General features: G+C 60.5%; 18 protein-coding genes. 10 read left to right on the top strand and 8 right to left on the bottom strand.

Annotated features, from left to right (window positions below):
• Window positions 1-7: 7 nt before the first annotated feature.
• Window positions 8-811 (bottom strand): crotonase/enoyl-CoA hydratase family protein, encoded by an 804-nt coding sequence (locus ACXYL9_RS09075; protein WP_459039256.1) that lies wholly within the window; start codon window positions 809-811, stop codon window positions 8-10.
• Between the two features lie 94 nt (window positions 812-905).
• Between ACXYL9_RS09075 and ACXYL9_RS09070 the strand changes: the two genes are divergently transcribed.
• From ACXYL9_RS09070 to trxB, 7 genes are all read left to right on the top strand, one after another.
• Complete coding sequence (locus tag ACXYL9_RS09070; protein ID WP_459039255.1) at window positions 906-2,051, top strand: acyl-CoA dehydrogenase family protein; 1,146 nt, start codon at window positions 906-908, stop codon at window positions 2,049-2,051.
• Window positions 2,048-3,001, top strand: a complete 954-nt coding sequence (locus ACXYL9_RS09065) for an acyl-CoA dehydrogenase family protein (protein ID WP_459039254.1) — start codon at window positions 2,048-2,050, stop codon at window positions 2,999-3,001. Before ACXYL9_RS09070 ends, ACXYL9_RS09065 begins: the two co-directional genes overlap by 4 nt.
• A 70-nt stretch (window positions 3,002-3,071) precedes the next feature.
• Window positions 3,072-3,815, top strand: coding sequence for a trehalose-phosphatase (otsB, locus tag ACXYL9_RS09060; RefSeq protein ID WP_459039253.1), 744 nt, complete (start codon window positions 3,072-3,074; stop codon window positions 3,813-3,815).
• Entirely contained in the window at window positions 3,800-5,605 is a 1,806-nt protein-coding gene (locus ACXYL9_RS09055) for a glycoside hydrolase family 15 protein (protein WP_459039252.1), read from the top strand. The genes otsB and ACXYL9_RS09055 overlap by 16 nt, the downstream gene beginning before the upstream one ends.
• Window positions 5,602-6,981: an alpha,alpha-trehalose-phosphate synthase (UDP-forming) gene (locus ACXYL9_RS09050; RefSeq protein WP_459039251.1), complete on the top strand. Its 1,380-nt coding sequence runs from the start codon at window positions 5,602-5,604 to the stop codon at window positions 6,979-6,981. Before ACXYL9_RS09055 ends, ACXYL9_RS09050 begins: the two co-directional genes overlap by 4 nt.
• Before the next feature lie 97 nt (window positions 6,982-7,078).
• Window positions 7,079-7,858, top strand: a complete 780-nt coding sequence (locus tag ACXYL9_RS09045; protein WP_459039250.1) for a tyrosine-protein phosphatase — start codon at window positions 7,079-7,081, stop codon at window positions 7,856-7,858.
• Window positions 7,859-7,949: 91 nt separating this feature from the next.
• On the top strand, window positions 7,950-8,921 hold the full coding sequence (trxB, locus tag ACXYL9_RS09040) for a thioredoxin-disulfide reductase (RefSeq protein WP_459039249.1): 972 nt from the start codon (window positions 7,950-7,952) through the stop codon (window positions 8,919-8,921).
• A 22-nt stretch (window positions 8,922-8,943) separates the two neighbouring features.
• Here trxB and ACXYL9_RS09035 read toward each other — a convergent pair whose 3' ends face one another.
• The 3 genes from ACXYL9_RS09035 to ACXYL9_RS09025 are packed head-to-tail and all read right to left on the bottom strand — an operon-like array spanning window position 8,944 to window position 10,846.
• On the bottom strand, window positions 8,944-9,384 hold the full coding sequence (locus ACXYL9_RS09035) for an MAPEG family protein (protein WP_459039248.1): 441 nt from the start codon (window positions 9,382-9,384) through the stop codon (window positions 8,944-8,946).
• A complete protein-coding gene (locus tag ACXYL9_RS09030) occupies window positions 9,381-9,830 on the bottom strand; it encodes an MAPEG family protein (RefSeq protein ID WP_459039247.1) in 450 nt (149 codons plus the stop codon). The genes ACXYL9_RS09035 and ACXYL9_RS09030 overlap by 4 nt, the downstream gene beginning before the upstream one ends.
• 23 nt (window positions 9,831-9,853) lie before the next feature.
• Window positions 9,854-10,846 (bottom strand): threonine ammonia-lyase, encoded by a 993-nt coding sequence (locus ACXYL9_RS09025; protein WP_459039246.1) that lies wholly within the window; start codon window positions 10,844-10,846, stop codon window positions 9,854-9,856.
• Between the two features lie 196 nt (window positions 10,847-11,042).
• Between ACXYL9_RS09025 and ACXYL9_RS09020 the strand changes: the two genes are divergently transcribed.
• The 3 genes from ACXYL9_RS09020 (at window position 11,043) to ACXYL9_RS09010 (ending at window position 14,802) form a co-directional block, all read left to right on the top strand.
• Window positions 11,043-12,254, top strand: a complete 1,212-nt coding sequence (locus ACXYL9_RS09020; RefSeq protein WP_459039245.1) for a saccharopine dehydrogenase family protein — start codon at window positions 11,043-11,045, stop codon at window positions 12,252-12,254.
• Window positions 12,254-13,426 (top strand): carboxynorspermidine decarboxylase, encoded by a 1,173-nt coding sequence (locus tag ACXYL9_RS09015; RefSeq protein WP_459039244.1) that lies wholly within the window; start codon window positions 12,254-12,256, stop codon window positions 13,424-13,426. Before ACXYL9_RS09020 ends, ACXYL9_RS09015 begins: the two co-directional genes overlap by 1 nt.
• A gap of 173 nt (window positions 13,427-13,599) precedes the next feature.
• Complete coding sequence (locus ACXYL9_RS09010) at window positions 13,600-14,802, top strand: type III PLP-dependent enzyme (protein WP_459039243.1); 1,203 nt, start codon at window positions 13,600-13,602, stop codon at window positions 14,800-14,802.
• A gap of 248 nt (window positions 14,803-15,050) precedes the next feature.
• Here the strand turns inward: ACXYL9_RS09010 and ACXYL9_RS09005 are convergent, their stop codons facing one another.
• From ACXYL9_RS09005 to hemA, 4 genes are all read right to left on the bottom strand, one after another.
• On the bottom strand, window positions 15,051-15,713 hold the full coding sequence (locus ACXYL9_RS09005; RefSeq protein WP_459039242.1) for a LuxR C-terminal-related transcriptional regulator: 663 nt from the start codon (window positions 15,711-15,713) through the stop codon (window positions 15,051-15,053).
• A 61-nt stretch (window positions 15,714-15,774) separates the two neighbouring features.
• On the bottom strand, window positions 15,775-17,907 hold the full coding sequence (locus ACXYL9_RS09000) for an EAL domain-containing protein (RefSeq protein WP_459039241.1): 2,133 nt from the start codon (window positions 17,905-17,907) through the stop codon (window positions 15,775-15,777).
• Window positions 17,908-18,213: 306 nt separating this feature from the next.
• Entirely contained in the window at window positions 18,214-18,906 is a 693-nt protein-coding gene (locus ACXYL9_RS08995) for a nitroreductase family protein (RefSeq protein ID WP_459039240.1), read from the bottom strand.
• Window positions 18,907-18,973: 67 nt separating this feature from the next.
• Complete coding sequence (gene hemA, locus ACXYL9_RS08990; RefSeq protein WP_459039239.1) at window positions 18,974-20,194, bottom strand: 5-aminolevulinate synthase; 1,221 nt, start codon at window positions 20,192-20,194, stop codon at window positions 18,974-18,976.
• Window positions 20,195-20,213: the final 19 nt, after the last annotated feature.

The following is a 20,213-nucleotide window of genomic DNA, read 5'->3' as shown; positions in this document are numbered from 1 at the left end:
TGCCGGTCTAGCCGCCGGTGAAGTCCGGTGTTCTCTTCTCAAGGAAGGCATCAACGGCTTCGGCATGATCGTCGGTAGTGTGGGCGAGGGCCTGGAATGCTGCGGAAAGTTCCAGGATATCCGACATGCGGCTGTGCTGAGCCTCGCGCAGCAACCTCTTCGTAAGGCGCAACGATCGCGCCGGATTAGCTACTATTCGTTGGGCAATCTCCATCGCTGCGTCGAGTAGCTCCGCGTCCGGTACGACGCGACTTACCAGGCCGAAACTCTTGGCATCTTCGGCGGAATAGCGGTCGCCGGTCAGGAACATCTCAGCCGCCTGAGCATAGCCTACGGCACGTTGCAGCGACCATGCGCCGCCATCGCCCGGGACGATGCCGACCTTGATGAAGCTGGCCGAAAACTTGGCGCTTTGTGCGGCCAGTCGAATGTCGCACAGACAGGCAAGATCGCATCCCAGACCAACTGCATGGCCGTTTACTGCCGCGATCAGGGGAACCTCGCAGTCAAGAAATGCACGGGTCATCCGCTGGACACCGCGCCGATAGTTGCTGCGCGTTTCGTCGGGTTTTACGCGCGGGCCGATGCCGGTCTTGTCCTTCATCGCCTTGATGTTACCACCGGCCGAGAACCCTTTTCCCGTGCCGGTCAGAATCGCGCAGGAAACGCCGGCATCTTCCTCGATGTCATGAAGCGCGGAAATGACATCATCGCAATCGCCCTGGGTGCCGATTGCATTGAGCGTCTCGGGGCTGTTCAATGCCAGCACCGCAACCTTGCCTTGCCTTTCAATCTTCACAAAATCGCCCATTGCCATTCATCCTTCTTACCGCTTTCAGTTTTCGTAGCAGCAGTTCGGCGCGGGGCCAGCCCTTGCGTTGCCCTGAAGTTTTACGCATCAGTCGATGGTGCAGACATTCAGTGTCCTTCTCTTCGAAACACCGCCCGACGCCGGGTTCGAATTCCGTCAGCAAGTGCGCGAAGTGGTTGCCCCGTTTGTCGAGCGATTGCCGCCCGAGAAACTTGGAAACTGCTGGTCGGTTGCTGATCCCGAATGCTCCCGCGCTCTTGGGCGGGCTGGCCTTGTCGGGATGCTGTGGCCCAAGCGCTATGGAGGGCATGAACGCAATCCGCTGACGCGCTACATAGCGCTTGAGGAAATGTTGGCGTCGGGGGCGCCGGTGGGCGCACACTGGATCGCCGACAGGCAGACCGGCCCGTTATTGCTGCGCTACGGCACGAAGAGGCAGTGCGAGAAGTATCTGCCGGGCATGGCTGCGGGTGAACTTTACGCCTGTATCGGTCTTTCCGAACCTGGTGCCGGGTCTGACCTCGCATCGGTACGCACAACGGCACGGCGGAGCGGGGATGGGTGGGTTATCAATGGGCAGAAGGTGTGGACCTCGGGTGCTCACTACGCCCACGTCATGTTGGCGCTCGTACGCACCGATAAGGGTAGCGAACGCCAGCAGGGACTGAGCCAGTTCCTGATCGATCTCGACACACCTGGAGTCACCGTAAGACCGATCACCGATATGTTTGGAACCGCCGAGTTCAATGAGGTCTTTTTCGAGGACGTTCGTGTTCCCGACACCGCGCTGGTTGGAACCGAGGGGGAGGGGTGGAAACAGGCGACCGCAGAACTGGCACTCGAGCGGTCCGGACCGGAAAGATATTTGTCCAGCCACGCGCTTCTCGCTGCGCTTGTCGACACGCTGGACGAAGATGCTCCTGCCGAAATGACAGCGTTGGTCGGGCGTCTGGTGGCGGATTTGTGGACCCTACGGCAGATGTCGATGTCGGTAGCGGCCAAGTTGGCGTGCGGCGAGGATCCGACGATTGAAGCTTCGATCGTCAAGGATCTCGGCAACACATACGAACAAGAACTGCCGCTGGCCGTGCAGGCCGTGCTCGACCTCGATCTTGCAGACAACGCCCCCCTGTCGCGCATCCTGTCGCTGCTGCTGCAAACTTCGCCCAGCTTCTCGTTGCGAGGCGGGACGCGGGAAATCATTCGCGGGATCATTGCGCGGGGGCTCGGCCTGAGGTGAGCGAGAACCGTCAACAGCTTGCCGAGATGGCGGACGCGCTGTTTGCAGAGCTCGCCAGTCTGTCCTTCGTCGATGCGTGGCCTCGGCTGGAGGAGGCTGGATTTGGCTCGTTGTTGATCGCCGAGGGCGAGGGCGAGGGTGAGGGCGGTTTCGGCGGGGATTGGGGGGATTTGGCGGCGATCATGCGGCTGGCGGGCTACCATGCGCTCGAGGCACCTCTTGGCGAGCATATTGTCGCCACATATCTGCTTGCCGATGTCGGGATGGAAGTGCCCAAAGGGACATTGTCTCTGGCTGTCCATAAAGATGCGGGAGTACCCTTCGGACGCTACGCCACGGCCGCGCTGGTCGGTGGTGTTGACGGTGCTTCGCTGGCGACCGGCAAGGCATCGCAGGCTACGAACCCGGCAGGCGAACCGCGCGATTTTCTCGAATGGGATAAACTCGGCGTGCAGTCCATCGACAAGGATCTGCACCTTCTCGAGTTCGTTGCTTTCTTGCGGGTTTGCCAAACGGCTGGCGCGCTGGACGCGGCGCTTGCGCTGGCCATCGAGTATTGCAGCCAAAGGCAGCAATTTGGACGCCCCTTGGCGAAGTTTCAGGCGGTGCAGCAGAGCATCGCTTCGCTCGCCTGCGAAGCGGCTGCGGTCAATTGTGCGGCGCAGGGCGCGGCGCTCGCACTCGACAGTGCGGGTGAGGCTTCTTTCGAGATAGCGGCCGCAAAGCTGCGGGCAAATGCAGCGATTAAAACTGGCTGCGCCCTGGCACATCAGGTCCATGGGGCCATCGGGTTTACCCGGGATTATCCGCTCAACCGACTGACCCGGCGGATGATGGGGTGGCGCAGCGAGGGGGGCAACGATGCATATTGGAGCGAGCGACTAGGTGGCATGATGCGCGGCAAAAGTGGCAGACAACTGTGGGATTTCGTCGTCCGTAGGCCAGGCTGACGCTTCCGGCGTACCCTGCGACTGCAGAAAGTTGGTAGATGGTGCGCTTGCACGCTGGGCTGCAGTCGCTATGCGTGAAAGTATGTTGCAACGCAGCAACCTTCCGCCGCCCCCGCCGATGGACGAAATCGAAAGGCCAGCGCTGTTTCTCGATTTCGATGGCACGCTGGTCGAAATCGCTGATGGTCCTGATGCGATTGAAACCCCGGGATCGCTCGGTCGGCGGCTTGAAACGCTGGCCGACCGCTTTGATGGTCGCGTCGCGGTAGTAACAGGACGTAGCCTCGACAATCTACACCGTTTTCTGGGCCTGAGCGCGACGTTTCGTGCAGGTTCGCACGGTGCTCATATCGAAGGTCCCGATCACGATGTTCTGCGTGAGGCCAAGCCGCTGCCCGATGACGCGATAGCGACCCTCGCCGGTTTCGCGCAGGAAAAAGGGCTCCTCTACGAGCGCAAGACGCATGGCGGAGCGCTGCACTACCGTTCCGATCCGGCAATGAAGGACAAGGTGCTGGCTTTTGCCGAGCAGGTCGGCGAGAAACACGGGCTGGCGGTCAAGCGGGGCAAGTCTGTTGCGGAGCTCGTCTGGCCGGGCGCCGACAAGGGCGGGGCGGTCCGAATGCTCATGGCAAAGCCGACCTTCACCGGCAGCGTTCCGGTATTCCTGGGCGACGACGTAACCGACGAAGACGGGATGGCCGCCGCGAGGGAACATGGCGGCTTCGGAATCGCTGTTGGAGAAAGACCCTTCACCAACGCAAGCTACCACCTTCCAACTGTGAAAGACGTTTACGAATGGCTGAAACTCTAGCCGCCAATCTCGAACTCTGGCCGGTAGGCAATTGTCAGGTAAGCGGACTCATCGATCGCACGGGTGCGCTGGTATGGGGATGCGTGCCTCGCGTGGATGGCGATCCGGTTTTCTGTTCGCTTCTCAATGGCGATGAACACGATGAAGGTGTCTGGCGGTTCGAATTGGAAGGCCAGGTTTCGGCGAGCCAGGAATACATTCGCAATACTCCGATTCTCATCACCACGCTCACGGCCGAAGACGGAAGCGTCGCCGAAGTGCTCGATTTCTGCCCTCGGTTCGAAGGAAAGGGGCGGATGTATCGTCCGGTGGCCTTCGGGCGGATCGTGCGACCGATCGCAGGACATCCGCGTATCAAGGTCCGGCTCAAACCGCTCAAGAACTACGGGGCGCAGACGGTTGAGACCACCAATGGAACCAATCACGTCCGTTACCTGGTCGGGAGGCAGGCCCTGCGGCTCAGCACTGATGCCCCGGTAGGCTACGTGCTCGAGCAGCGATCATTCCGCGTCGAGGAGGATCTGCATTTCTTCCTTGGTCCAGATGAGCCTTTCATCGGTAACCTGCGCGAGGAAATTCGCAGGATGGAGCAATCAACGCGCAGTTACTGGCAGGCCTGGGTGCGCGGGCTCGCTACGCCATTTGAATGGCAGGACGAGGTCATCCGCTGTGCCATCACATTGAAGCTGTGTCAGCATGAGGAAACAGGCGCCATCGTCGCAGCGCTCACCACGTCCATCCCCGAGGCGCCGAATTCGGAGCGGAACTGGGACTATCGCTACTGTTGGATCCGCGATTCCTACTACACCGTGCAAGCGCTCAACCGGCTCGGCGCGCTCGACGTGATGGAGAAATACCTCGGCTATTTGCGCAACATCGTCGACGGGGCAAAGGGCGGCCAGATCCAGCCGCTCTACTCGGTAATGGGCGAGAGCGAACTCGACGAAACGACGGCTAAATCTCTTGCTGGCTACCGGGGAATGGGCCCGGTCCGGGTCGGCAATGCCGCCTACAAGCAGGTTCAGCACGATGCCTATGGCCAGATCGTCCTGCCAACCATCCAGGGGTTCATCGACCGCCGGTTGCTGCGGATCGCCAACGACCGTGATTTCGAAAGTCTCGAAGAAGTTGGCGAGATGGCTTGGAAGATGCACGACCAGCCCGATGCCGGCCTGTGGGAGTTTCGCACCCGGCAGGAGGTGCATACCTACTCCGCCGTGATGAGCTGGGCCGCCTGTGATCGGCTGGCGAATACGGCAGAGCGGCTGGGCAAACCTGATCGCGCCAAGGTCTGGCGCGAACGTGCCGATGCAATCCGCGCCCGCATAGAGAAGGATGCTTGGGTCGAAGAGAACGGCACCAGCGGGCATTACAAGGCGAGCTTTGAGACCGATTATCTAGATGCCAGCCTTTTGCAGATGATCGATCTGCGGTTCCTGAAACCTGACGATCCCCGGTTTCAGGCGACATTCGCCGCGATCGAGAAGGAATTGCGCCGCGGCGAGCATATGCTGCGCTATGCCGCGGAGGACGATTTCGGCGCGCCGGAGACAGCTTTTAACGTATGCACGTTTTGGCTGATCGAGGCTCTTCATGTCGCCGGACGAAGCGAAGAGGCACGGGGGCTTTTCACCACCATGCTTGGTCACACCACCGGATCGGGTATGTTAAGCGAGGATCTCGACTGGGAGACAGGAGAGCTGTGGGGGAATTTCCCTCAAACCTACTCGCTGGTAGGGATCATCAATTGTGCGGGACTTCTGTCAAAGCCATGGAGTGAGGTGCGTTGAGCCGACTGATCGTCATATCCAACCGTGTTGCGGTGCCCAAGGCGCGCGGTGCTGCTGGTGCACAGGGCGGGCTTGCAGGAGCGCTCAACTCGGCACTCAAGAAATTTGGCGGGATCTGGTTCGGCTGGTCAGGCCAGGAAAGCGAAGACCGGACCGGCAATATCAATCTACAGCGCCATGAAGGAGTTACCACCGCCACCATCGACCTCTCGCAGCGCGATGTCGAAGAGTATTACAACGGCTACGCCAATTCCACGCTGTGGCCGCTGTTCCACTATCGCATCGACCTAACTGAATATGAACGCGAGACAGGCAAGGGCTACGAACGGGTCAACGAGCGGTTTGCCGAGTGCGTCCAGCCACTTATCGAGGAAGAAGACCTCGTTTGGGTTCACGATTACCATTTGATCCCGCTGGGACAACGTCTGCGTTCGCGTGGGCTCAAAAACCGTATCGGGTTCTTTCTTCATATTCCCTGGCCGCCGACGAGGCTGTTCGTATCGTTGCCGTTCCACGAGCGGCTGGTGCGTACCATGTTGTATTATGACGTGGTCGGTTTCCAGACCGAGGAGTGGCTTGAGAGCTTTCTGCATTACTGCAGCAAGGAATTGGGCGCCGAAGTTGACGAGACGACTGGCAAGGTCACCTATGATGGGCGGACGGTGCTGGCAAAAGCCTATCCGATCGGGATTGATTGGGACCACTTCCAGGCCCAGGGCGATACTGGCGAAGCGCGTCAGGCGGGGCAGAAATTACTGGCCTCGTCGCGCTACCGTACAGCCATGATTGGAGTCGACCGGCTCGATTATTCGAAAGGCCTGCCTGAACGGGTCGACGGGATTAGCCGGTTCTTCGACCAGAACCCCGAACGGGTGCGCGATCTCGTCTATATCCAGATCGCACCGCCCAGCCGCGAGGACGTGCAAAGCTACCAGCATATTCGCACCGTGCTCGAACAAAAGACCGGGCAGATCAACGGCGCCCGCAGTGAAGTCGACATCGTCCCTATTCGCTACGTCAATCGCGGATACAGCCACGCCGAACTTTTCGGTTTTTTCCGCGCGTCCAAGATCGGGCTGGTCACGCCTTTGCGCGATGGCATGAACCTGGTGGCAAAGGAATATCTCGCCGCACAGGATCCCGATGATCCCGGGGTGCTGATCCTGTCACGCTTCGCCGGCGCAGCGCAGCAGCTCACCGAGGCTATCCTCGTCAATCCCCACAGTCCTGACGATCTCAGCTTTGCCATCAAGTCCGCCCTCGACATGCCGCTCGAAGAGCGCAAGCGGCGATATGATGGCATGATCGAGACGGTCAGGACGGATACCGTGCAGAATTGGACCAAAAGCTTCATCGAAGACCTCAGGGGTAGCTGAACCGGGGGGCGGCCGGGGCTCGGTCGAGCCCACTCGCTGCCGCACTTGGTGTGGCGAAATCCTCGTGCGGGACGAATTCAGCATGCCAAGGAGCGTCATGAGCAACAATCGCGTCTTACCTCTTACCCACGTCCACAATTTCCGTGACTATGGCGGTTATCCGACCTCTGCTGGCGGTCGGGTCAAGATGGGACTCCTGTGGCGGTCGGGGCATCATGCCGAGGCAAGTCAGGCGGACCTCGAGCGTATCGACACGCTGTCTCTCGCCCATGTCATTGACCTGCGGGGAAATGGCGAGCGTTCGAGCCACCCGATAACCTTGCCTTCCAGTTTTGCAGGCGAATTGCTCCATTTCGATGGCGAGACTGCCGGTCTCGGACCACATATGGAGGCAATCGAAGGGACGATGAACGCGGAGGATGCGCGCCGGGCGATGGAGCGACTGTATTCGGCGCTTCCGGAACGCAGGAACCTGCTGTGGATCATCCGCCGTTATTTCGAAGCGCTTGCCGCGGGCGAAGGCGCGAGCCTGGTCCACTGCCACGCTGGCAAAGATCGCACGGGTATGGCCGTCGATTTGCTGCATCATGCGCTGGGAGTCCATCCAGACGATGCGATGGAGGATTTCCTCCTGACGAACTCGGTCGGCGACCAGGAAGCCCGCATCGCTCAAAGTGCACCAACCATTCGTGCACGTTACGGCGCAGTTGACGACGAAACCGTGCGGGTGGTGATGGGCGTCGACGCGCGCTATCTGAACGCCTATCGCCAAGCGCTGTTCGAGCAGTATGGATCGGTTGAGGCGTTTCTCGAACAGGCGCTGGGTGTCGACGCGGCGCAGCGCGAGGCGTTGCGCTTGCATCTGGTGGAAACGTAACCAGATCGGCTGGACCGAGGCTACCCGCCCGCGCAAAGAGGCGGTCGACCGGGCGGACTTTCAAATCCGCCGAGATACAGGACAGGAATTCATGGCTACCCATCGCACCAAGATGCTCATCATCGGCTCCGGCCCCGCCGGCTATTCCGCGGCCATTTATGGTGCGCGGGCGATGATGGAACCAATCATGGTGCAGGGCCTGCAGCCGGGTGGCCAGCTGACCATCACCACCGATGTCGAGAACTATCCCGGTTTCGCCGATGTCATCCAGGGTCCGTGGTTGATGGAGCAGATGCAGAAGCAGGCCGAGCATGTCGGCACGCGGGTGATGTGGGACACCATCGTCGATGTCGACATTTCCGGCGGAACGCCTTTCCGCGCAGTGGGCGACAGTGGCGACGAGTATATCGGTGACGTGCTGGTCATCGCCACCGGCGCTCAGGCCAAGTGGCTTGGCGTGCCGGGCGAACAGGAGCTTGGCGGCAAGGGCGTATCCGCCTGTGCGACCTGTGACGGATTCTTTTATCGCGGGCGCAAGGTAGCGGTCATCGGCGGCGGCAATACCGCAGTTGAAGAAGCGCTCTACCTCACCAACCATTCCGACGACGTGACCCTGATCCATCGCCGTGACGAATTGCGGTCGGAAAAGATCCTGCAGGAACGCCTGTTCAAACATCCCAAGATATCAACCTTGTGGAACAAGACGGTGGAGAGCTTCGAAGCCGGTGATGACGGATCGTTGGGGCATCTCATCCTCAAGGACACACAAACCGGCGAAACCTCGACATTTGCGACCGAAGGCGCGTTCGTGGCGATCGGCCATGCGCCGGCGACCGAATTGTTCAAGGGCAAGCTGCCGATGGACGACGGCGGTTATCTGCTCACCGAGCCCGGCTCACCCAAGACCGAAGTGCCCGGTGTGTTCGCCGCCGGTGACGTGACCGATCACACCTACCGACAGGCCGTCACCGCGGCCGGGATGGGCTGCATGGCCGCCCTCGATGCCGAACGCTTCCTCGCCACGCTCGACTTTGCCGAGGAGGAAGCCGAAGCGGCAGAGTAATCCGCCGCCTCGGATATTCCGCCTACAGGTGGATGTCGAACACCGTGATGGTGGCGTGGAAGATCAGCGAGATCAGGATCAGGCTCGACAGCGCGAACAGCACGAACCGCACCATTACCACATTGGCGGTTGCCTGAACCAGCGAGTGGATGACCCGCAGACCGACATACATCCACGCCAGTAGTGCATTGGTACCCTCGCCCTGTCCGAGCAGGGCGAGCGTGATGGCAATGGCATAGAACACCGTAGGTTGTTCGTGCAGATGATTGTAATTGTGGGCTTTCCATTGGACGCTGGCGGGCAGTGTCCGGTCCAGCGATGCATCCGGATCATTGACCAGGCGCTGTACGTCGATCTTGGCCTTGTTCATCGCGGGAATGCGCGTGATGTACATCCACAGCCACATCACCATGGTCCAAGCCGCCAGCGCGACAACCGGTTGAAGAATGGTGGATTCGATCATGCGAGAACTCCCGGATCATGGAATAGCGTGGCCATAGCCGCGCGAATCGCGAGCGCTGTCAGTGCCAGCGATGCGAGCAGGAAAAGAAGGAAGCGAATTTTAACCACATTGACGGTGGCCTGATAGACCGAATGCACGATGCGCAGGGCGACATAGGCCCAGGCCAGCACGACGTCCCATTGGCCTGCTCCCATGATGGCGAGGATGACAACGGCCGCGTAGAAGATCGTCGGCTGTTCCATCAGGTGCGAATGGTTGTGGGCTTTCCAGTTGATCCTGTCCGGCAGCACGCCTTCCAAATCCTGGCCGCGCCCACCCGGCTTGGCATCGCCAAGTCCGCCAGACATGCGTGACAAGGCTGGCAGGCGCGTTCCGGCCATCCAGAACAACATCACGATGGACCACAGCACCAGAACGGCGGCGGGCGCGAGTATCTGCGCTTGCATGGATATCCCCTCCCTGAATTGCCTTACTGGTGGCGAGCACCGGGGGGATTGTCAAACCCGCCAGCGTCGCTTGTCAGCAGTTGCGCAAAGCGCGCCGGATCGGTGTTGCCGCCGGTGATCATGATCACGGTATCGGCGTCGAGGGTTACCTTGCCGGCCAGAGCCGCTGCCAGCGCCGCCGCGCCGCCGGGTTCGACCACGAGACGCAATTGCGAGAACGCGAAAATCTGCGCGGCGCGCACCTCGTCGTCGGTGACGGAGACACCCGGTTGCGAACGGCCCTGAAGGACCGCGAGATTGATCGGCTTGGTCGCGGTCGGTTGCAGTGCATCGCAAATCGTCGCCGGTGCGTCGGACCCGGCCTGGACGATCTCGCCCTTCGCGATTGCCTGTCCGACCATGTCCCAGCCTTCCGGCTCGACCGGCACGATTTCGCTGTCGGGGCAGGCGAGGGCGAGCCCTGCAGCAAGTCCGCCACCGCCGCAGCAGGCGAGGATGCGCGAGGGCGTGCGGCCCAGTTGTGCTGCGATCTCGATCCCGGCGCTGCCCTGGCCCTCGATCACCCAGGGGTCACCAAATGCGTGGACCAGCGTTCCTCCGCGCTCCTCGACAAGCTTGGCGGCCACCGCGTCGCGGTCCTCTCCGGGGCGATCATAGAGCACGATCTCCGCGCCCAGCGCCCTTGTAGCGTCAAGCTTCACCTGCGGCGCATCGCGCGGCATCACGATGGTCGCGGCAATGCCGAGCCGACGCGCTGCCCAGGCAACACCTTGCGCATGGTTGCCAGAGGACACCGCGATCACGCCGCGCGTTTTTTCCTCGTCGTCCAGCGCTGTCAGCCGGTGCCAGCCACCGCGGATCTTGAACGCACCAATCGGCTGCAGGTTCTCGGCCTTCACCCAGCAGCGAACCTCACCGATCTCAACCGGCAAAAGCGGGGTAGGGGGCAGGATGCCGGCAATCTTTTTCGCCGCTTCCAGCACGCCTTCGCGGTTCGGCATCCGGTCTGCTGTCATATGGCAAATCCAACACGATGGAACACATGGAACACGGTCCTGGGCAAGGAATCGCGTAGGTTAAGCGAGGCAGGTTTGCGGATCATGCCAACCGCCTATACCCGCCAATCGCGGGTAGGAAAGGGCGGATCATTTTACGCCGGCGACGCATTGGACTAATGCGCCAACAAGATTCGTTTCAGGAGCAGTTTCAGCCATGTCCACAGTCCTCGTGATCGGAGCCGGCGGCGTCAGTTCGGTTTGCGTCCACAAGATGGCGATGAATGACGGTATCTTCGCCGATATCCATCTCGCCAGCCGCACCAAGTCCAAATGCGATGCCATCGCCGCCAGCGTGAAAGAGCGCACCGGGGTGGATATCAGCACCTACGAGATCGACGCCGAGGAAGTTCCGGCGATGGTCAACCTCATCCGCAAGGTGCAACCCAGCCTCGTGGTCAACCTTGCGCTGCCGTATCAGGATCTGCCGATCATGGATGCGTGCCTGGAGGCGGGTGTCGACTATCTCGATACCGCCAATTACGAGCCCAAGGACGAGGCCAAGTTCGAATACAAGTGGCAGTGGGCCTATCACGACCGCTTCAAGGACGCCGGCCTGATGGCTTTGCTGGGATCAGGCTTCGATCCCGGTGTCACCAGCGTCTTCACCATGTGGCTCAAGAAACACAAGCTCAAGTCCATCCGGCAACTCGACATTCTCGACTGCAATGGCGGCGATCACGGGCAGGCTTTCGCCACCAATTTCAATCCCGAAATCAACATCCGCGAAGTGACTGCGCCCGCGCGCCACTTGGAAAACGGCGAATTCGTCGAGACCCCGGCGATGGGCAAGAAAATCACTTTCGATTTCGAAGGCGTGGGCGAGAAGAACGCCTACATGATGTATCATGAGGAGCTTGAAAGCCTCGCCCGGTTCAATCCTGAACTCGAACGCGCGCGCTTCTGGATGACCTTTGGCGACGAGTACATCAAGCACCTGACCGTGCTACAGAATGTCGGCATGACGCGGATCGACCCGATCAAGTACCAGGGCAAGGAAATCATCCCGCTGCAATTCCTCGCCGCTGTCCTGCCCAAGCCGGAATCGCTGGGCGAGACGACCAAGGGCAACACCAATATCGGCGTCATCGCCACTGGCGAAGCGCTCGACGGATCAGGCGAGAAAACTTTCTACATCAACAACATCTGCAGCCACGAAGCGGCTTACGAGGAAACCGGCAACCAGGCCGTCAGCTACACCACCGGCGTCCCCGCGATGATCGGCAGCGCCATGGTCGTAACCGGCAAGTGGGAAGGCGACGGCGTCTTCAACATGGAAGAAATGGACCCTGATCCCTTCATGGAGATGCTGAACGAGCACGGCCTGCCGTGGCAGGTGAAGGAACTGGATGGACCCGTCGACTTCTGATGGAAACCAGAGCCGGCGATTCGGGCGCATTCGCTCATTTTGACCTGTCGCGCGTCGACAGCCCTGCTTTCGTGGTGGATGCTGCCAAGCTGCGCGCCAACTTGCAGGTGCTGGCCGAAATCCGCGACGTGGCGGAGATCAAGATGCTGTCGGCGCTCAAGGCCTTCAGCATGTTTTCGGTTGCGCCGATCATCGGCGAATATCTCGATGGCGTGTGTACGTCGGGCCTGTGGGAAGCGCGGCTCGCGAGCGAATATTATGACGGCGAGATCAGCACCTATTGCGCCGCCTACAAGCCGGAGGACTTGGAAGAGGTCTGCCGGATGTCCGATCATGTCATCTTCAATTCGCCGCAGCAGATCGAGCGGGCGCAGCTGATCCTCGAACATGCGCAACTGACCGGCGGCGATTTCTCGGTCGGTCTTCGGATAAATCCGCAGGTTCCGACCGGCGAAGTGCCGCGCTACGATCCTTCCAGCCCCGGTAGCCGGCTTGGCTTTCCGATCGACCAGCTGACGCCCGAAATCATGGAAGGGATCGAGGGCATCCACTTCCACAATTTGTGTGAGCAGGATTTCGAGCCGCTCAGCCGCACGTGGGACAAGGTGTTCGACGCCATCGAGCCGTGGTTTGGCCAGCTCAAGTGGATCAACATGGGCGGCGGCCACCACATCACCCGCGCCGATTACCAGCGTGAGGAACTAATCGAGTTCCTCAAGGACGCGAAAGAAGACACCGGGGCCGAGATCTATCTCGAGCCGGGCGAAGCGGTGGCGCTCGACGCAGGCATCCTCGTCGGCACCATTCTCGACAGCGGCGTCAACGAAGTGCCTTTCGCGATTACCGATGTCTCGGCCACCTGCCACATGCCCGACGTGATCGAAGCGCCCTATCGGCCTGCCATGCTGCACGAGGCGGGCGAGGGCGTTCCTGTGCGGCTGGGCGGCCCGTCCTGTCTCGCCGGCGACGTGATCGGCGATTACCACCTGCCGGTGCCCAACGAGCCGGGGCAGCGGATCGCTTTTCTCGACCAGGCACATTACTCGATGGTCAAGACCAACACTTTCAACGGCGTCCCGCTGCCCAGCATCTGGCTGTGGGACAGCGAGACCGACCAGTTGGATCAGGTCAAAGCGTTCGGTTACGAGGACTTTCGCGACCGTTTGAGCTAGGTTGCTGCCAGTTTCTCGGAACAGGCCACGGGGCGCACCCATTGGTCGCACAAACAGGCATTTTTCCTTGCGTCGAAGGATAACCACGACTAGGGCGCGCGTTCCGCTGCCCCAGGGGGTCCTTAACCGCAAGGCAGCCTTGTTCAGAACTAACCTTCTGGGGGTCCCTTGAGTTGCAGATTTATCCAGATGCCAAGGCTGTAGTTCGCGCTTTAGCGCCGGACGAGCCTGTAATCCTTAACCGCCCCCACGCCGCCGCGCGTGCCGCCCGCTTCTTTGTCGAGAAGTTTCCGGGCAAGGTGCTCTATGCGGTCAAGGCCAATCCTTCGCCCGAATTGCTGGCAATTCTGAGCGATAGTGGCGTCACCCACTACGACGTCGCCTCTATTGCCGAGGTTCGGCTGGTGCGCGATGCACTGCCGCAGGCGGTCCTTTGCTTCATGCATCCGGTCAAGACGCGCCGCGCCATTGCCGAGGCCTATCACCAGCATGGCGTGCGCACCTTCAGCCTGGATACGGCTGAGGAACTGGAAAAGATTGTCGAGGCTTGTTCCGACGAGGCGGGCAATCCGGCGACCGATCTCAAGCTGTGTGTCCGCATCCGCGTGTCGTCTGATTATTCCGAGCTCTCGCTCGCCAGCAAGTTCGGTTGCGACCTGACCGAGGCACCGGGCCTGCTGCAACTGGCGCGCCAGCATTGCGACTGGCTGGGCGTATGCTTCCACGTCGGCAGTCAGGCGATGACGCCATTCGCCTATGTCCAGGCCATCGAGCGCGTGCGCGCCGCAATTGCTGATGCATCGGTGGTGATCGACATGATCGATGTCGGTGGCGGTTTCCCCAGCGTCTATCCGGGCATGGAGCCGCCCCCGCTGGAAGATTACTTCGCCATCATCCACAAGCATTTCGAGGCGCTGCCAATCGCTTACAATGCTGAGCTATGGTGCGAACCGGGCCGGGCACTGTGCGCGGAATATTCCTCGCTGGTGGTGCAGGTGGAAAAACGCCGGGGCGAGGAGCTTTACATCAATGACGGCGCTTACGGCGCGCTATATGATGCTGCGCATGTCGGCTGGAAATTCCCGGTCCGCGCGCTGGAAGACGACCTGATCAAGCCGGAAATGGCATTCGCCTTCTACGGTCCGACCTGTGACGATGCCGACTACATGGAAGGGCCGTTCGAACTGCCCGAGGATATCCAGGCGGGCGATTATATCGAGGTCGGGATGCTGGGTGCTTACGGCGCGGCGATGAAGACCGGTTTCAACGGTTTCGGCAACGCGCAGCAGATCACGGTCGAGGACGAACCGATGGCGAGCCTGTATCGCGGCGACCGCGAATTGCCCCAGACCGATAACGTTGTGAACCTGCGCTAGTCATTTTCGCAACGAAAAAGGCCGCCGCGAATGCGAAGATCAGCGGCGGCCTTCGTGATACGATCCCCTTTGAGAGCCCGCTACAAGCGTGGCTCATCAGAGTACCGGGACAAACGCTGACGATCCGGGAGGGACAGGAGGAAACTGTCAACGATCGTCTCCGGCGCTTGCTTCATAAGCTAGAAGATGCCGAGGGTGAAATATGGACTTTGGGCCAGTGTGCTCAAGAAATCGGGTTAGAGCGCCGACTACAGACCACCTTCGACGGCAAGCCGCACCAGCTCGGCACTCGTTTTCAGGCCCAGCTTTTCCATCACCAGCCCGCGGTGCATCTTCACGGTCTTTTCCGAAAGTCCCAGGCGATAGGCCACTTCCTTGTTGCGCAGACCGGCTGCGACCATGGTCGTGACCTCCAGTTGGCGCGGTGACAGCGTCCGGATCATCTCGGCAGCACGTTCGCGCCTCGCGACTCCCATGCTGGGTTGGTCATCCTCGACCTCGACCTGGCTACCGAGGAAATAGAGCAGTTCGTTCTCTTCGTCGTAGATCGGGGCTACCAGGACCGCGTTGCGGAATGGGGTGCCGTCCTTCTTGTAGTTGAGTATTTCGACCAGCACCGGCTTGTGATCGCGCACGCCTTCGCGGATTTTCTCTGTCAGCCACGGTTCGGTACCCTTGCCGGCAAGAAACCGGCAATTGCGGCCGAGGCACTCTTCGCGCGAGTAACCCGTCAGCTGGATGAAAGCGTCGTTGACGGCGACAAGCGGGTTGTCTGGCAAGCTCGGATCAGAAACGACCGATGCAATCGGATTTGACTCTATCATTTCGACGACCGACTGCGCTGGCGCAGGGGCCGACCCGTACGTGTCATCTGCCGAAACATCATTCTTACTTCTGCTATCCTGTCCCATGGGCGCCATACTGCTGCAACGCATGGAAAACGCAAGGACTGTGAAGACTGTTCGGCAGGAGTCAGCTGTGGCCGACCTGGACTTCCATGAATTGCGGCTTCCCGCTCGGTGAACCGTGCATCTGCTTCAATGGATAGCTCCCGTCAGGCAAGGCCGCGAGCGGCATCCCCGCAGCAGCCAACGCGTAGGGCGAAACGCGGTGGCGGGTCACAAGGCCGCCGGCCCCGTCACTCACTAACGGTGTTTCGAATTCGACCGCAATCATGGCATCTTTCGACCGCACCACTTCGCACACGACCAATTGGCCAGACCCCATATCGAGCACCAGCGGGGTGCCTTCGGGGACGCCAACGAGGCCTTCGATCCGGGCGCCATTTGTCGAAAGGTCGCGCATCACAGCGCGATAGTGGTGGTCTTCATGGATGACACCGATGCGGCGGAATACACTACGGCGTTCGCGCCGGTGGGTATCGGGACCTTCGGGTTCGATCTTGAACTCACCGGATTCGATCCGGGCCAGGACCCTTACCTGCGGCATCGCCTTGGCGAACAGCCAGCCTTGGATCAGTTTGGCGCCCTTTTCGCGCACAACTTTGAGTTGGTCGAACGCCTCGACGCCTTCGACGGTCGTTTCCATGCCCAGCGCGTCTGACAAGCCGACGATGGCGGCAATGATCTTGGCGCTGTTCTTCTCTTGCTCGGTGCATGAATCGACGAAACTGCGATCGACCTTGATCTTGTCGAAAGGTGCGGAGCGCAGATAGCTGAGCGAGGAATAGCCGGTCCCGAAATCGTCGAGTGCCAGCCGGACGCCCAGTTTCTTGAGGGTGGCAAATGTTTCCTCGGTCGCGTCAGTATCGCCGAGGAACACGCTTTCGGTCAGTTCGAGTTCGAGCCGGTCGGGATCGATCCCGCTCTGCGCCAAGACGTTGGCGACAACCTCGGGAAAGGCCTTGTTGGCAAACTGCGTGGCTGACACGTTGACTGCCACGCGGATTGTCGAGGGCCATTGCAGTGCGTCCTCACAGGCCTGCCGAAGCGCCCATTCGCCCATCTGGTTGATGAGATCGGTGTCCTCGGCCACGGGGATGAAAACCCCCGGGCTGACCATGCCGCGCTCCTCGTGCTGCCAGCGCATGAGGGCTTCGAGGCAGACAACGGTATTGTCATCGGCGCGAACGACCGGCTGATAATTGAGTTCGAGTTCGCCCTTGGCCAAGGCCTGGCGAAGGTCGTCGAGAAGTTCCTGCCGCTCTTCCTCTTCGTCCTTGAGGTCCGCGTGATAGAAGCGGAACTGGCCGCGTCCGCCATTCTTGGCAGCATACAGCGCAAGGTCGGATGCCTTGACGATATCGTCCTTCTCGACCCCGTCATAAGGCGCGATGGCAATACCCACGGATGTGCCGATGATCGCACGCTTGTCATCTTCAAGGGGATAGGGCTGCGAGACTATCTTGATGATCTTGTCGGCGATATCGCCCAGCGTACCGCGGTCGTCGATGTCCGGCAGGATGATCTGGAATTCGTCGCCACCAAGCCGCCCGATTTCGCCGCGCTCTCCGATGATCGAGCGCAAGCGTTCGGCGGCCTCGACTAGCACGGCATCACCGGCCGGATGACCCATCGTGTCGTTGACCTGCTTGAACTTGTCGAGATCGAGCATCATCAGCGCACAGGATCGCTTGGCAGTTTTGTAGGCTGCAAGAATGTTTTCCAACCGCTTGTTCATGAAATGCCGGTTGGCGAGGCCAGTAAGGGAGTCAAATTCTGCGAGCTTGGTGTCGATCAGCTTGCGCTCGTAATCGAGGGTGATGTCCTTGGCGTGACCGCGATAACCGCAGAAAACACCGTTCTTGTCGAACTTGGGGTGCGCGGTAATTGACCACCAGATCTGCTTCACGTCGTGGGGTGATTTCCCAAGTGCGAAACGCACGGTCAGATCGTTCAGCTTGTTGTGAGCGTTGATCTGGAACTTGAGCGGGCGCTGCGAGGCCCCGTCGGGATCATCGGGGTCAGTTTCAAATAGCTCGACAAACGGCTTGCCCAGCAGCTCTTCACGATCGCGCCCCAATTGATCGCAAGCGCCTTCGGTGAGATAGATGAGGCGCCCCTCGGAGTCGCTGGCAAGGATCCATCCGATACCCGCTTGCTCGATGTCGCCGAGCACCTCCAACCGCCGTTTGGTATCGTTCACGCCTATAACGTCGGCTCCGCCAAGGGACGAGGCGGCATTGCCTTCTCGGGAAGATTTACCCTGGAACAGGCTGCGGACGGACATGGGTGACGGTTTTCCCCTCTCGCGAATTTGGCCATTGTCGCGAACTCGGCCTTGGGCAGGTTCGAAGGCTTAGGCAGGAAATGGTTACCATAGGGCTAAGGATTTGCCCTAGAGCCCTGATTTCCGCCCTTCCATCGCCACTGCAAGCCGACTTGTCCCGAGCAATGGTGCCTCGTTCCATCACTAGGCGACCTTGGAAGTAGTCTGCGCCCCGAAACCGGGTCAGTCAAACCCCACGAACCGCACCGTGTCGTCCATTGGCTTGCGCTCGGTATAGACCGAATTGGCGGCAAAATCGGGATCGGGCCAGCCCATCGCGACGCATATCTGGATGACTTGGTCGTCCGGGATGCCGGCATGTTTGCGGACCACCGGCGATTGCATGATGCCTTGCGAGTTGATCACGCAACCAAGCCCCCGCGACCACGCCGCATTGACCAACGCGTTGGTCGCCGCGCCGCAATCGAACGGTGCGACATCGCTGCCGAGCAAGTCCCGGTCATAAGCGACCACGATGCTGATCGGGGCATCGAACTGGCGGAAGCCGCGCAGCACCCAATCCTGCCGAGCTTCCTTGTCCTCGCGCTCGATCCCCATGGCGCCGAACAATTGCTTGGCCACGCCGACCTGGCGCTCGCGGTGAACCCCGGACTGGACATCGTGCTTGCGAAATTCTCGGCTGTCGGGAACGCCGCCGAGGATACCCTCGACATTACCCTCGCGGATCGCTTCGAGCGGTTCGCCGGTGACGACGTGAAAATGCCAGCACTGGTTGTTGAAGGAGGAGGGGGCGCGCATGGCGAGGGCCACGATTTCCTCGATCAACTCCTTCGGCACCGGTTTGTCGAGGAAACCGCGGATGCTTCTGCGTCCGCGGACGATGTCGTCGTAGGTCTGATCGGGTGAGCCGCTCATGGGGAACTCCTTGGCCTGGTTTGCCCCTTGCTAGCGCAGCAGAGGGGCAGGTCCAAGGACGCTACGGTCAGGCGGCCTTGCGCAGTTCCAGTTCAAGCCGATCCCAGATCTCGACGAGTGCCTGCGTCAAATCTTCCATCATCCCTGCCGTATGCATTGGGCCCGGCGTGAAGCGGAGCCGCTCGGTCCCGCGCGGCACGGTCGGGAAGTTGATGGGTTGCACGTAGACGCCGTATTCGGCGAGCAGGATATCGCTGATCTTCTTGGCGCGAACGGGATCGCCGACCATCAGCGGGACGATATGTGTAACGCTGTCCATCACCGGCAGCCCAGCGGTACGGAACATGTCCTTGAGCCTGGTGGCATTGGCTTGCTGCGCTTCGCGTTCCTCGCTCGAACTCTTGAGGTGCTTCACCGAGGCAAGCACCCCCGCCACCAGGGCAGGACTGAGCGAAGTCGTGAAGATGAAACCGGGCGCGTAGGAGCGGATGCAGTCGACGATCTTGGTGTCGGCCGCGATATAGCCACCCATCACGCCGAACGCCTTGCCCATCGTGCCCTCGATGATGTCGATCCGGTGTGCGGCCTCGTCGCGTTCCGAAATGCCGCCGCCGCGGGGGCCGTACATGCCGACCGCGTGAACCTCGTCGATATAAGTCAGTGCATTATACTGCTCGGCGAGGTCGCAGATCGCGTGGACGGGAGCAACGTCGCCGTCCATCGAATAGACGCTTTCGAAGGCGATGACCTTGGGCGTTTCGGGATCCTCGGCAGCGAGCAGCCCTTCCAGGTGCGCAAGATCGTTGTGGCGGAAGACCCGCTTCTCGCAGCCCGAATTGCGGATGCCGGCAATCATGCTGGCGTGATTGAGTTCATCTGAAAAAATCACGCAGCCCGGCATCAGCTTGGCCAGCGTGGAAAGCGTCGCATCGTTCGAGACATAGCCGCTGGTAAACAGCAGCGCAGACGGCTTGCCGTGCAGGTCGGCCAGCTCGTTCTCCAGCTCGACATGGTAATGTGTATTGCCGCCGATATTGCGGGTGCCACCCGAACCGGCGCCGACATCGTGCAGCGCCTCTTCCATCGCTTCGATCACCTTGGGGTGCTGTCCCATGGCGAGGTAGTCGTTGGAGCACCACACCGTGATCGGCTTGGGCCCGTTATGACCATGGAAACAGCGCGCATTGGGGTAGGCACCCTTGTTGCGCAGGATGTCGATGAAGACCCGGTAGCGCCCCTCGGCGTGAAGCCGGTCAATCGCCTGGTCGAAGATCTGGTCGTAATTCATGAGCTCACAGATTCGCAGA

Source organism: Qipengyuania sp. CAU 1752 (assembly GCF_054482615.1).
The sequence above is the reverse complement of the archived record's forward strand: the minus strand, read 5'-3'. Positions and strand labels throughout refer to the sequence as shown.

Excerpts from the sequence above, each read along its gene's own strand:
- ACXYL9_RS09075 (WP_459039256.1), bottom strand. The coding sequence starts at position 811 with ATGGGCGATTTTGTGAAGATTGAAAGGCAAGGCAAGGTTGCGGTGCTG.
- ACXYL9_RS09070 (WP_459039255.1), top strand. The coding sequence starts at position 906 with ATGGTGCAGACATTCAGTGTCCTTCTCTTCGAAACACCGCCCGACGCC.
- otsB (WP_459039253.1), top strand. The coding sequence starts at position 3,072 with ATGCGTGAAAGTATGTTGCAACGCAGCAACCTTCCGCCGCCCCCGCCG.
- ACXYL9_RS09055 (WP_459039252.1), top strand. The coding sequence starts at position 3,800 with ATGGCTGAAACTCTAGCCGCCAATCTCGAACTCTGGCCGGTAGGCAAT.
- ACXYL9_RS09045 (WP_459039250.1), top strand. The coding sequence starts at position 7,079 with ATGAGCAACAATCGCGTCTTACCTCTTACCCACGTCCACAATTTCCGT.
- trxB (WP_459039249.1), top strand. The coding sequence starts at position 7,950 with ATGGCTACCCATCGCACCAAGATGCTCATCATCGGCTCCGGCCCCGCC.
- ACXYL9_RS09035 (WP_459039248.1), bottom strand. The coding sequence starts at position 9,384 with ATGATCGAATCCACCATTCTTCAACCGGTTGTCGCGCTGGCGGCTTGG.
- ACXYL9_RS09030 (WP_459039247.1), bottom strand. The coding sequence starts at position 9,830 with ATGCAAGCGCAGATACTCGCGCCCGCCGCCGTTCTGGTGCTGTGGTCC.
- ACXYL9_RS09025 (WP_459039246.1), bottom strand. The coding sequence starts at position 10,846 with ATGACAGCAGACCGGATGCCGAACCGCGAAGGCGTGCTGGAAGCGGCG.
- ACXYL9_RS09020 (WP_459039245.1), top strand. The coding sequence starts at position 11,043 with ATGTCCACAGTCCTCGTGATCGGAGCCGGCGGCGTCAGTTCGGTTTGC.
- ACXYL9_RS09015 (WP_459039244.1), top strand. The coding sequence starts at position 12,254 with ATGGAAACCAGAGCCGGCGATTCGGGCGCATTCGCTCATTTTGACCTG.
- ACXYL9_RS09005 (WP_459039242.1), bottom strand. The coding sequence starts at position 15,713 with ATGGGACAGGATAGCAGAAGTAAGAATGATGTTTCGGCAGATGACACG.
- ACXYL9_RS08995 (WP_459039240.1), bottom strand. The coding sequence starts at position 18,906 with ATGAGCGGCTCACCCGATCAGACCTACGACGACATCGTCCGCGGACGC.
- hemA (WP_459039239.1), bottom strand. The coding sequence starts at position 20,194 with ATGAATTACGACCAGATCTTCGACCAGGCGATTGACCGGCTTCACGCC.